At 61.7% G+C, this 12194-nt stretch carries 8 protein-coding genes and 5 pseudogenes; 11 read left to right on the top strand and 2 right to left on the bottom strand.

What is annotated here, in order from left to right; all coding sequences use genetic code 11:
• The 3 genes and pseudogenes from V7082_RS19695 to V7082_RS19685 form a co-directional block, all read left to right on the top strand.
• Nucleotides 1–872, top strand: a pseudogene (locus V7082_RS19695) (hypothetical protein); the annotation flags it as partial.
• Between the two features lie 52 nt (nucleotides 873–924).
• Nucleotides 925–2454 (top strand): AMP-binding protein, encoded by a 1530-nt coding sequence (locus tag V7082_RS19690; protein WP_334151223.1) that lies wholly within the window; start codon nucleotides 925–927, stop codon nucleotides 2452–2454.
• Nucleotides 2455–2681: 227 nt separating this feature from the next.
• A pseudogene (locus V7082_RS19685) lies at nucleotides 2682–4279 on the top strand (ISL3 family transposase).
• A gap of 253 nt (nucleotides 4280–4532) precedes the next feature.
• Here V7082_RS19685 and V7082_RS19680 read toward each other — a convergent pair.
• Both V7082_RS19680 and V7082_RS19675 read right to left on the bottom strand, forming a co-directional pair.
• Nucleotides 4533–5510, bottom strand: coding sequence for a Bug family tripartite tricarboxylate transporter substrate binding protein (locus V7082_RS19680; RefSeq protein ID WP_334151221.1), 978 nt, complete (start codon nucleotides 5508–5510; stop codon nucleotides 4533–4535).
• The gene (locus tag V7082_RS19675; protein WP_334151219.1) at nucleotides 5507–5641 is read right to left on the bottom strand and encodes a hypothetical protein; all 135 of its coding nucleotides are present in this window, start codon (nucleotides 5639–5641) and stop codon (nucleotides 5507–5509) included. Before V7082_RS19675 ends, V7082_RS19680 begins: the two co-directional genes overlap by 4 nt.
• A 137-nt stretch (nucleotides 5642–5778) precedes the next feature.
• Here V7082_RS19675 and V7082_RS19670 point away from each other — a divergent pair, with 137 nt between their 5' ends.
• The 8 genes and pseudogenes from V7082_RS19670 to V7082_RS19635 form a co-directional block, all read left to right on the top strand.
• Nucleotides 5779–6138, top strand: coding sequence for a hypothetical protein (locus V7082_RS19670; protein WP_334151218.1), 360 nt, complete (start codon nucleotides 5779–5781; stop codon nucleotides 6136–6138).
• Nucleotides 6135–7284 (top strand): annotated as a pseudogene (locus V7082_RS19665) (CaiB/BaiF CoA transferase family protein). The gene V7082_RS19670 and the pseudogene V7082_RS19665 overlap by 4 nt, the downstream one beginning before the upstream one ends.
• Nucleotides 7285–7307: 23 nt before the next feature.
• The gene (locus V7082_RS19660; RefSeq protein WP_334151216.1) at nucleotides 7308–8468 is read left to right on the top strand and encodes an acyl-CoA dehydrogenase family protein; all 1161 of its coding nucleotides are present in this window, start codon (nucleotides 7308–7310) and stop codon (nucleotides 8466–8468) included.
• A pseudogene (locus V7082_RS21640) lies at nucleotides 8356–9191 on the top strand (MmgE/PrpD family protein); the annotation flags it as partial. The gene V7082_RS19660 and the pseudogene V7082_RS21640, both read left to right, overlap by 113 nt.
• Nucleotides 9192–9218: 27 nt before the next feature.
• The gene (locus V7082_RS21635; RefSeq protein WP_442909827.1) at nucleotides 9219–9806 is read left to right on the top strand and encodes a hypothetical protein; all 588 of its coding nucleotides are present in this window, start codon (nucleotides 9219–9221) and stop codon (nucleotides 9804–9806) included.
• A 165-nt stretch (nucleotides 9807–9971) separates the two neighbouring features.
• A complete protein-coding gene (locus tag V7082_RS19645) occupies nucleotides 9972–10415 on the top strand; it encodes a dienelactone hydrolase family protein (RefSeq protein ID WP_334151210.1) in 444 nt (147 codons plus the stop codon).
• A gap of 268 nt (nucleotides 10416–10683) precedes the next feature.
• Nucleotides 10684–10947 (top strand): IS3 family transposase, encoded by a 264-nt coding sequence (locus V7082_RS19640; RefSeq protein ID WP_334151209.1) that lies wholly within the window; start codon nucleotides 10684–10686, stop codon nucleotides 10945–10947.
• A pseudogene (locus tag V7082_RS19635) lies at nucleotides 10926–12072 on the top strand (IS3 family transposase); the annotation flags it as partial. The gene V7082_RS19640 and the pseudogene V7082_RS19635, both read left to right, overlap by 22 nt.
• Nucleotides 12073–12194: the final 122 nt, after the last annotated feature.

Genomic DNA, 12194 nt, shown 5'->3' with positions numbered 1-12194 from the left:
GTGCTGCTCAATCCCGGCATAGAAGCGCCGGTGAGAGGGAGCGTCCACCCCATCACAAGGCGGGCGCCGATCTGGCGATGGCGGTTGCCCTGACACTCGGCTGGAACGGGCTCGAGGCGAGCGGCGCGCTTGCCGAGCAAGCAACCTGTCCGGCCAAGGGCAACGGCTTCGACGAGCTGGTCGACAGGCAGAGATCGCTGCGCCGCGTGGCGAAACTCGCCTTCGACGCCTTCACCTTCCGCTCGTTCCGCACCCAGGATCCGTTGCTGGCCGCCGTCGACCTGCTGCGCGAGGTTCATCGCGGCAAGCGGCTCCCGCCAGGTGCCGCTTTCCTTTCTGTCCCGCAAATGGCGTCGCCACATCCGCAAGGGCGACGGCGGATCGACGCCCGAGCCTGGGAGGTCGCCGTTCTCGTGCATCTGCGCGACCGGCTGCGCGCCGGCGATCTCTGGGTCGAGGGCAGCCGGGCATGGCGCAGCTTCGAGGATTATCTGCTGCCCCGGCCGACCTTCGAACTGATGCGGGCCGAAGGGCGGCTCAGCCTGGCCGTGCCGGACAGCTTCGCCGCCTGGCGCGCCGAGCGCAGGTCGCGCCGATTCCGTGGGAGCATATCGACATCACCGGCGACTATCTCTGGAACGAAATTGACCAACCCCTCGAACGCTTCCGTCCGCTCCGCACCAACCGCTTCAATCCAAAGGGTTTCATCTTCCCTTAGCGTGCATGGTGGAACAAATTCCCCTCGCGACGACCAATGCTGCGCTGCTAGCGGCGGCCGTCGACGCCATCCGCGCGGCCGGCGGTCGTCCCGCGACGCCGTCCGAGGCGAGGCAGATTCTCGGCTTGCAGGCGGCCGCCTGATCGGGGCATGAGGGTCGTCGCACCGACGGCGGCATATCGCTCGCCACCTGCAGGGAGGACGACATGAACCCAGCGCGCTGGCTCGAACGCGCCGCTTTGCTGTGGCCGAAGCGCCCGGCGCTGTTCCGGGGCGCGGAGGTCGTCCTCGATTATGCCGGCTTTAACGCCCGCGCGGGTTCGCTAGCCGCCGGTCTCGCCGCCTCGGGGATCAAGCCGGGCGACCGCGTCGCGCTCTATTTTGCCAACCGCACCGACTATCTCGTCGCCATGCAGGCGGTCTGGCGCATCGGCGCCGTCGTCGTCCCGGTCAACGCCAAGCTGCACGAGAAGGAGGCCGCCTATATCCTCGGCCATTCCGGCGCGGTGCTGTGCTTCACCGACGCCGACCATGCCGGCGATCTGGCGTCGCTAGCGCCGGAAGCGCGCATCATTGACATTGACGGTCCGGCCTTCGCCGCGCTTTTCTCCGACAAGCCGGCACCGGCCTTGCATCCGACCGGCCAGAACGACCTCGTCTGGCTGTTCTATACCTCCGGCACCACCGGCCGGCCGAAGGGCGTGATGCTGACGCCCGCAAATGTCCAGACTATGATCATGAGCTACTTCGCCGACGTCGACGCGGCCGAGGCCGGCGACGCCAAGGTCTACGCCGCACCGATGTCGCACGGCGCGGGCCTCTACCAGTTCATCTACCTGATCTGCGGCGCCCGCCATATCGTTCCCGCGTCTGGCGGATTCGACAGCGACGAGATTCTCGACCTTGCCGGAAAATTGGACAATCTCTGCTTCTTCGCGGCACCGACGATGGTGCGCAGGCTGGTCGCCGCCGCCAAGGCGCGCGGGCATCGGGGCGAGGGGATCCGCACCATCGTTTATGGCGGCGGACCGATGTACCTCGCCGACATCCGCGACGGCATGGAGCAGTTCGGCACCCGCTTCGCGCAGATCTACGGCCAGGGCGAGACGCCGATGACGATCACGGCTTTGACGCGTGCGGCGCATGTCGAGGCGCTGGAGGCGGGGTGGGACGACGAGACGCATTCGCGTCGGCTGGCTTCCGTCGGCGTGGCGCAGGCGGGCTGCGAGGTGGCCGTGCTCGGGCCGGACGAACAGCACTTGCCTGCCGGCGAGATCGGCGAGATCGCGGTCCGTGGCCCCTCGGTGATGGAGGGCTATTGGAACGACCCGGCCGCCACCACAGTTGCCATCCGCGAGGGCTGGCTGCACACAGGCGACATGGGCGCGATGGACGAGGCCGGCTTTCTCACCCTGCACGACCGGTCGAAGGACGTCATCATCTCGGGCGGCACCAACATCTACCCGCGCGAGGTCGAGGAGGCGCTTCTGACGCATCCCGCCGTGGCGCAGGCTTCGGTCGTTGGTCGCCCAGACCCGGAATGGGGCGAGGTCGTCGTCGCCTGCGTGGTTCTGGAGCACGGCGCTACCGCCGAAGCCGCTGAGCTCGATGCGCACTGCTTGACGCAAATCGCGCGGTTCAAGCGGCCGAAGGACTATGTCTGGCTCGACGACCTGCCGAAGAATGCCTACGGAAAGGTGTTGAAGAAGGAACTGCGTCGGATCCGCACTTTGTAGAATACTTTCGTGGCTGGTCGGCACTGTAAAGTCATCGACCTATTGGCGCGGCGATGCCTGGCCGATCAGCTGTCACGCAGCGGTGACATGCACTATTCACCCCAGATCTGCAAGGCGTTTGTACGCTCGTCTCGATGATTAGCAAATGACAGCGTGTTAAAGGAAAGGGTTCTTCCTCAATTTGTGTGGTTCATCCGCTGTTAGCGACGCTATCACTATGGGCGTGGATGCGAACGAAATCGAAATGGTCGCCCGGCCCAGGGGTCAAGATTCTGGGTGTCGCCCTCAGTGTTGATGACGGTTGGGTTGTTTCTGCAGCCGGATCCGCGATCGGTATTGCCCCGATTGTGGACGGCGAAGCCGAAGTCGGCATGGCTGGTCCCGCTGTAGTCTTTCAGGATCTACCGGTCCAGGGCAAGCCCGTGACCGTGAAACTCCGGCTGAGCCGCTGGCGATGTGCACATGGGGAATGCGCACGACGAACGTTCACCGACCGACTGCCGACAGTTGCTGATCCATACGCGCGTCGGACGAGAAGGGTCGGAGAGATTGTCGGCCTGCTCGGCCATAGCACGGGCGGTCGTCCTGGCGAGCGCTTGATGCAACGGCTCGGCATGCCGGTCAGCGACGACACCATCCTGCGGCAACTGAAGCGGGATGCGGCGATTGCTCAACGCGCCTCCGAGATTCGGGTGGTTGGCATCGATGACTGGAGCTGGCGGCGAGCCACGCGATACGGCACTATCGTGGTTGTTCTCGAGCGTCGCTCGGTCGTCGACATTCTCGATGATCGGAGTGTCGATAGTGCAGTCAGGTGGCTGCGGAACCATCCCTCCGTCGAGGTCGTCAGCCGAGACCGCTGCGGCCTCTATGCGCAGGCCGCCCCTGAAGGCCCGATCGATTTCATCTGGTCCAAAATCTTCGTACGGCAATCGAGGAACAGATGAGCGTTCATGGCCGTGCTTCAGGAAGATCCATCCTGTCCGAGGACGCTATTGTCGACGCTGCGACACATCGCCGGCGTGCCCGTCTCGCGCATAGGCAGTCTCGCCAAGACATATTCGGGAAGCTCCATGCCTTGCGCGAAGAAGGTCTATCTTACAGCGAGATCGCCCGACGGACCGGCCATGAGCGCCCCAGCGTGGCGAAGTGGCTCAAGTTCAAGGCTCCCCCAGACAGGCGGCGAGCAGCATTGAAGCCCACATTACCTTGGTATTTCGAAGCCTTCCTCGCCCAATGCTGGAGGATGGGAATCGCTGCGGCCGACACCTGTTTCATGACGTCAAGCAGCGCGGCTACACCGGCAGCTTCGCAAATCTGGAGCGCCTGCTGGGAGCCTGGCGGCGGTCAGAAAAGGAGCAGGCCGATGATGTACCACCTCCGGCTTTGAAGTTGGAGCCGGTTCGAGATCCGGAAACCGGTCATGCGATCTCGCCGGTGATTGCCGCAGCGCTGTGCATCAAGCCGCGAGGCCTGCTGACAGATCGGCAGGTAAGGAAGTCGATGTCCTGAAGCAGGGATCTGACGCTTTCGCCGACGCCTGGCGATGCGCGCTTCAACGGCATCCTTCGCGGCAAGAGATCGGCACCACTGGATGCGTGGATCGACAATGCGATCGACTCCGACCTCATTCCGATCATACGGTTCGCCCGCGTCCTGCGCAGAGACATGCCGTCAACAACGCCATTGAGCTGCCTTGGAGCAACGGACAGGCCGAAGGCCAGATCAACCGCCTCAAGACCCTCAAGCGCGCAATGTACGGTAGGGCAGGCCCTGAGCTGCTGAGCTGAGGGCACGTATGCTCCCTTCGCGCCACACAAAGTGAGGAAGAACCGATTGGTTGCAAAAGCGAAATGCGCTCAGATACGCACCTGTGAGATTAATCATGAGCCGTCAGAAAATTCTTCATCTCTTCGATGCTCGCACTAGGCGCTGTTGATCTGAACGGAGGCATCGGCGTCCTCAACCTCCCCTCCGTTCTGTTGGCGGCATCAATAGCCTTAGTGCTATTGATGCCGTGCACTACGCCCAAATGCGAGTGAATGATCGGGCCAACGTGCACAAAGTTACGCCGGGTCTCAGTCGGCTTTTAGGCCGATTCGCCGGATGAGGTCGCCCCATGCAGCGACCTCGTTCCGCACGAATAGGTCGAGTTCCTCGGGAGTTGACGGAACCGGTGGCTCACCACCCATCGCAATGATCCTAGATGTGTAATCGGGGCTTGTGACAACCTCAATAGAAGCTTCGTACAGCAATTTAACGATCTCAGGTGGCGTACCCTTAGGTGCAAACATCGCATTCCATCCTCGGATCTCAAAGCCGGTTGCGCCTTGTTCACCAAGACTCGGAATCTCTGGCATGAACGCAACACGAGAACTCGAAGTTACTCCTATCGGCGTAAACTGACCGGCAGCTAGGCCCGCCTGCAAGGCGCCCGCCGTTTCCAAAAGTAGGTCCACTTCCCCTGCCATCAGACCTTGTATCGCACTGGTTGCTCCGCGATAAGGCACTTTCTTGAAACTCACTCCCGTCGCGTCCTGTAGTAGTTGGAGGGCGACTTGCGAACTCGTACTTGCAACAGCGACCGTATGTTCACCTGGCGATACCTTCGCCTTTGCTACGACCTCAGCCAAATTCTTCACACCAAAGTTGTTTGATGCGACAAGGAATATCGGGACATTATACGTCCGAACCAGAGGCGTAAAGTCTTCGACCGGATTGTATCTAATCGATGAATACAACGCGGCGTTTGCCGCATGTGTTGCATTCGTGCCCCACACCAGCGTGTAGCCATCGGGCGTAGCACGGGCCACAGCTTCGGTGCCGGTGTTTCCACCCGCACCGGGCCGATTTTCAATTAAAATTGGCTGTTTGATGATCGCCTCTAACCCTTTTGCGAACAGTCTTGCTGCCACGTCCGACGTCTGGCCTGCTTCGTAAGGAACAACGAGGGTAATAGGGCGGCTCGGGTATGCGTCGGCATGCACCGTGATTGATTGGCCTAGACCAAAAAACAGTGACAATGAAAAAAGCGTTAGTAGGTGTCGTAAACTCACGTGTTTTCCTCCTCATCAAGCTCTTCTAGTAATTCTTCTTTGTGCTCCTGCGTGCGCAGCTCTAAAGACAATAATTCAAGCGCAATCCAGCTGACCGCCAATGCCGGTGGCGCCACCGGGTAACGAGACACACAGTTTCGTTCATTCTATTTCCCCAGGTTCAGCACCTAAAAATAGAGCCTCTTATGAACCGTTTCCGCAAACCAGTCCACTCGGGAATTTCGGCACCAGCTGAGACCGTGTCAAACTGCTGTGGCATCGGAGCCTAGTGGCTGATCCGGTCATGCTGTTTCGTTATTCGGCGCTGATCTTCAACGGCCACCGTATCCACTATGATCGGGATTATGCGACTCAGGTCGAGGGATATCCAGGATTGGTGGTCCAAGGGCCGCTCATTGCCACGCTCCTGCTCGACCTAATACGCCGATCACGGCCGGAGTTACGTATCTCGACCTTCTCGTTTCGCTCCGTCTCGCCGCTGCTCGATGGTACTCGAATTAACCTCTACGGGAAGTCGCCGGAAATGGACGGCGTGGTTCGGCTTTGGGCCAGCAGCGACGACGGCAGGCTGGTGATGACTGCCGAAGCCGCGGTGGATGAAGGCCCGAACGTGGAGAGCCGCGCATGACTCGCCCACTTGATGGTGTTCTGGTTGTTTCCCTAGAACAGGCGATCGCGGCGCCCTATTGCACGCGGCTCTTGGCCGATCAGGGCGCCCGCGTCATCAAGGTAGAAAGGCCGGACGGCGGCGACTTCGCCCGCAGCTACGACACCCGCGCACGCGGACTGTCGAGCCATTTCGTATGGACCAACCGCTCCAAGGAGAGCCTGGCGCTCGACCTCAAGGATTCTGCGGCCAATGCTGTCTTTCGCACGCTGATCGGGCGCGCCGATATCTTCGTACAGAATCTGGCGCCCGGCGCGGTGGATCGTCTTGATCTCGACATGGGGGGGTCTGAGACAGGAATTCCCTCGCCTGATTACCTGCTCGATTTCCGGCTATGGTTCGGGCGGGCCGGATGAGCAGCGTAAGGCCTATGACCTGCTGATCCAGGCCGAAGCGGGATTTCTATCGGTTAGTGGCAATCCCGGCCAGATGGCGAAGGCGGGGATTTCGATCGCCGACATAGCAGCTGGCGTGACCGCCTATCACTCGATTCTGGCCGCTCTCCTGCATCGCCATGGCACGGGGATAGGCGACCATATCGAAGTCTCAATGCTGGAGGCGATGGCGGAGTGGATGGGTTTTCCCATGTATTTCGCGCTCGACGGCGCCTCTCCCCCGCCACGCGCCGGCGCGGGCCATGCGACGATCTATCCATATGGTCCTTATGCCACCGCCGACGGCAGCGTGTTCTTCGGTCTGCAGAACGACCGCGAATGGACGGCCTTCGCCGACATCGTGCTGAAGCGTCCCGACATGGCTGCCGACGAGCGGTTCAGGGGCAATTCCGGACGGGCAAGCAATCGCGACCTCATAGAGCCTGTCCTCGTCGCCAAGCTCGAAGCCTTGCCCACCAGCAAAGCCATGGCGCGACTGGAAGCGGCAGGCATCGGAACCGCGCGCGTCAACGACATGGCCGCGCTGTGGGCACATCCGCAGCTTGGCGCGCGGGACCGCTGGAGCGCGTTCGACACGCCGGCCGGACGCCTGCCGGCGCTCAAGCCGATAACCGGCCGGAACTGGGAACCCAGAATAGATCCTGTTCCCGCCCTTGGGGAGCACAACGAAGCCATTCTTTCCGAGTTGGGCGTCGCAGCAGGCGGCATCTGAGAGAACAAGAGCGAGTGCGAGGCATGATTCCCAAGCCGGACCGGCATCAGGAGATGCGCGAGGCGCTGCGCGGCCTGTGCAGCCGTTTCCCGGCTGAATACCACCGCGAGCATGGCACCAACGCTACCTATCCCGTTGAGTTCATCGAAGCACTGACCGCAGCCGGCTGGCTGGCGGCCATGATCCCCGAGGACTATGGCGGCTCCGGGCTCGGGTTGACCGAGGCGACGGTTGTCATGGAGGAGATCAACCGCTCGGGCGGCAATGCCGGTCACTGCCACGGCCAGATGTACAATATGAGCACGCTGCTGCGGCACGGTTCCGCCGAGCAGAAGCGACATTACCTGCCGAGCATTGCCAGCGGCGAATTGCGGCTCCAGTCCATGGCTGTCACCGAACCGACCACAGGCACGGATACCACCAAGCTGAAGACCACGGCCGTCAGGAAGGGCGACCGCTACGTCATCAACGGGCAGAAGGTCTGGATCAGCCGCATCCAGCATTCGGACCTGATGATCCTGCTTGCGCGCACCACGCCGCTTGGCGAGGTGAAGCGCAAGTCGGAGGGCCTGTCGATCTTTCTGGTCGACCTGCATGACGCGATCGGCAAAGGGCTCGCAGTCAATCCGATCCGTAACATGGTCAATCACGAGACCAACGAGCTCTTCTTCGACAACCTGGAGATTCCGGCGGAGAGCCTGATCGGGGAGGAAGGGAAAGGCTTCCGCTATATTCTGGACGGGCTCAATGCCGAGCGCACGCTCATCGCGGCCGAGTGCATCGGTGACGGCTACTGGTTCATCGACAAGGTGACCGCATACGCAAAAGAGCGCATCGTCTTTGACCGCCCAATAGGCCAGAACCAAGGCGTGCAGTTTCCTATCGCGCGCGCTTATGTCAACGTTGAGGCGGCGAACTTGATGCGCTTCGAGGCGGCGCGCAAATTCGATGCGCATGAGGAATGCGGCGCGCAAGCCAACATGGCCAAGCTGCTGGCGGCGGACGCCTCGTGGGAGGCGGCTAACGCCTGCATCCAGTTCCATGGTGGGTTCGGCTTCGCCGCCGAATACGATGTCGAGCGCAAGTTCCGCGAAACCCGCCTTTACCAGGTGGCGCCGATCTCGACCAATCTCATCCTGTCCTATGTCGCCGAGCACATCCTCGGATTGCCGCGCTCCTTCTGAGAGGCCCGATGCACCAAGAACACAACCCGCTTCCGAAAGACGCACCGGACATGAAAGCGCGGACCTGGCTGCCTTCGCCGCCGGACTGCATTTCGATGACATCCCGCAGGAGGTTGTGGAGCGCTGTATCGACTTCTTCGTGGACTGGACGGGTTCCGCTCTTTCGGGCGCCGGCCAACGCGCGATCCGCATCCTGGAGCGCTACGCCGAAACGATGGGGCCTGCCGGGGAAAAGGCAGAAATCCTCACTTCGGGTCGCATGACTTCGCCGCTTTCGCGTCGATGGTCAACGCGGCCGCATCCCATATATCCGAGCAGGACGACGTACATAACGGCTCCGTCTTCCACCTCGCCGCTGTAGTGTTCCCGGCCGCTCTCGCCGTTGCCCAGCATGTCGGCGCATCCGGGCGCGACTTCACCGCCGCTTCGGTTGCACGCTACGAGACCGGCATCCGGGTTGGCGAGTTCCTCGGCCGCTCGCATTATAAGATTTTCCACACCACCGGCACGGCCGGCACGATTGCGGCAGCCGTCGCGGCCGGGAAGCTGCTTGGCCTCAATGGGGGTCAGATGCTCCATGCCGCCGGCTCGGCCGGCACGCAGGCGGCGGGCCTTTGGGAGTTCCTGCGCGACGTGGCGGATTCCAAGCAGTTGCATACGGCAAAGGCGGCCGCCGACGGCCTCACCGCCGCGTTCCTGGCCAAGGACGGCTTCACTGAAGCGCAGCGCATCCTGGAGGGCAGCCAGGGCATGGCGGCCGGCATGTCTTCGGATGCTGACCCGGCCAAATTGACGGATCGGCTAGGCAACCGCTGGGCGGTACTGGAAACATCCTTCAAGTTCCACGCATCATGCCGCCATACGCATCCGGCCGCCGACGCGCTGCTTAGTATCTTGGAGGAGTACCATCTCAACGCGGGTGACATCGCCCACATCACCGCCCATGTGCATCAGGCCGCGATCGATGTGCTCGGCACTATCACTAATCCGCAGACGGTCCATCAGGCGAAATTTTTGATGCCAGTCACGCTCGGCCTGATGGCCGTCCATCGCCGCGCTAGCTTGGCGGAATTCGATGGTGTTCTGACAGACGAAAAAGCCCACGCATTCTTCGGCAAGGTCGAAATGGCGATCGATGACGAGGTCGACAGCGCTTATCCGGCGCGCTGGATCGGTAAGGTAACAGTCAAAACGAAGGACAGCCGCACGTTGCGAGCTCGCGTCGACGAACCCAAGGGCGATCCCGGAAACACCGTTTCGCGGGACGAAATCGATGCCAAAACGCGCCGGCTGGTCCTCTATGGAAATGTGGTCGAAAAAGCAGCGTGGAAATCCTGATGTCACGCCTTTGGTCGATATCCAACGAAGCTGAAGTTGAGCCCTTTCACAGCCAAATCCGCGAGGGGATTGAAGGTAATGGCTGAGAGAGTCCGCAGCATGCTTCGGCAGCGCTTCAGGCAATCGGATGCAACCTACGTCCGTCGTTGACCGAAGGAGAAAGTGATGAAAAACTTTGTGATTGAGATCCAGGCCGCCGACGGCACAGCGAAAGCAAACCTCTTCTTCTCTGATGTCCCGGCCACCATGGCTTCCGCCGACTCGCAGAAAGCGGGCCTCGGACAACCCGGAGTGGCATTATATAGGGACGTTTTCGGTCTGCGGCCTGCACTGGATAAAATGGTCAAAAGATTGGCATCAGAGGGCTATACCGTACTCGTGCCCGACCTCTTCTACCGCTCAGGCCCATACGGATCGTTTGATGCCAAGACGGCCGTCGAAAACGAGCATATCCGCAACCAACTCATTGGCCTGATTGGAGTTGACCAGGTTTCGTGGACGCCGTTGAAGTCATTTTCTGGAGTGTCCCATGCCTCGTTTTCGAAGCGCCTGCCCGCCGGAGTTTCGGCGTCAATTGGTCGAGTTGGTACGATACGGACGAACGCCTGAAGAACTGTCGCGCTAGTTCGAGCCGACCGGGCAATCCATAGCCTCCTGGGTGAAGCAGGCCGAATGCGACGCCGGCAAGCGCACCGATGGCCCCTCAACGGCCGAGCGCGAGGAACTGGTCCGTCTCCGCCGCGAGAACCAACGCCTGCGTCAGGAGCGCGATATCCTGTCAAAGGCAGCGGCCTGGTTTGCGCGAGAGAGCAAGGCGAACCCGAGCGGGTCTTCCAGTTCATGAGCGCTCACCAGGCCGTCTATCCCGATCCGGACTATGGCCCGCGTCTTCAAGGTCTCCGCGTCAGGCTACTATGCCTGGCGTGGCAGGCCGGCTTCGACAAGGGCGACCGCCGACCTCGATTTGATCCGTAAGATCCGCACGATCCATGCTGCTTCGCGCGGGACCTATGGCGCGCCACGTGTCCACGCCGAGTTCAAGGCGGACGGCATCGCCATCGGCAAGAAGCGCATCGCCCGGCTGATGCAAGCCGCTCATCTGGTCGGCGCCAGCCGGCGCAGACTTATGAGCCGGGGATGAGCGTCAGCCTCGTAGCGCGGCGGCATGGGATCGCGCCCAACCAGGTGTTCTCCTGGCGTCGGCTGGCGAACCAGGGTGCGCTTACGGCAACGCGGGCCGAGGAAGAGGTTGTCCCGGCGTCGGAGTACCGGATGCTGCAAAACCAGATCCGCGAACTGCATCGGCTTCTCGGCAAGAAGACGCTCGAGGCCGAGATCCTGAAGGAAGCGCTCGACGCGACCGCCGGCCCAAAAAAACATCTGCTGAGCTCGCTGTCCTGGCCCAGGGACGGTTCGCGATGAAAGCCGTCTGCGAGGTGCTGGGCGTGGCCCGGTTTAACATCGCCGCACGGGTCCAGGCTCCCCTCGGCAAGCCTCGTCAGGGGAGGCCTGCTTTGCCCGACGACGAGATGGTCATGGCGATCCAGGCCATCGTCGCCGACATGCCGAGCTATGGCTATCGCCGCGTCTGGGCGCTGCTACGCCGCATATCGCGAGCGGAAGGCCGGGCTGCGCCCAATCACAAACGGGTCTATCGCGTCATGAAGGCTCATGGCTTGCTCCTGCAGCGCCATGCCGGCGGCGTCGAAGCGCGTCGTCACGATGGGCGCATCGCCGTCGATCAGTCCAACTTGCGCTGGTGCTCGGACGGCTTCGAGCTGGGCTGCGACAACGGCGAGAAGGTCCGGGTCGCCTTCGCGCTCGACTGCTGCGACCGCGAGGCGATCAGCTTCGTCGCCACCACCGAGGGCATCAAGGGCGAGGATGTTCGCGACCTGATGACGGTGGCCGTCGAGACCCGCTTTGGACCAGTCAACCGCCCGCCCGGCGTCATCGAATGGCTGACCGACAACGGCTCCGGCTACATCGCTGGCGAAACCAGGCGCTTTGCTCGCGAGATCGGCCTCGAACCGCTAACGACGCCGGTCCAGAGCCCGCAATCCAATGGCATGGCCGAAGCGTTCGTGCGAACCATCAAGCGCGATTACGCAACGGTCAATCCGATGCCCACCCGCCGAAATCGTCATGCGCCAGCTGCCGAAATGATCACTATAACCGGCTTCACCCGCACAAGGCGCTGGGATACCGTTCACCGCGAGAGTTCATCGCAGACCGTTCAACCGAGGAGAACGTGTCCGGTCTTTGAGGGGCAACAACAGCCAGAGCCTCCGTTAGCTCACGCTGCCTGTTGTCCCAAAATCCCTGACAACGGACACCTAAATTCATGCATAGCTTCAAGATCAAACGCGAGGAGAATATTAAATGAGT

Source organism: Hyphomicrobium sp. (genome assembly GCF_036833075.1).
Lineage (GTDB): Bacteria > Pseudomonadota > Alphaproteobacteria > Rhizobiales > Hyphomicrobiaceae > Hyphomicrobium_C.
Note: the sequence above shows the minus strand (reverse complement) of the source record. Positions and strands in the feature narration are given on the sequence as shown.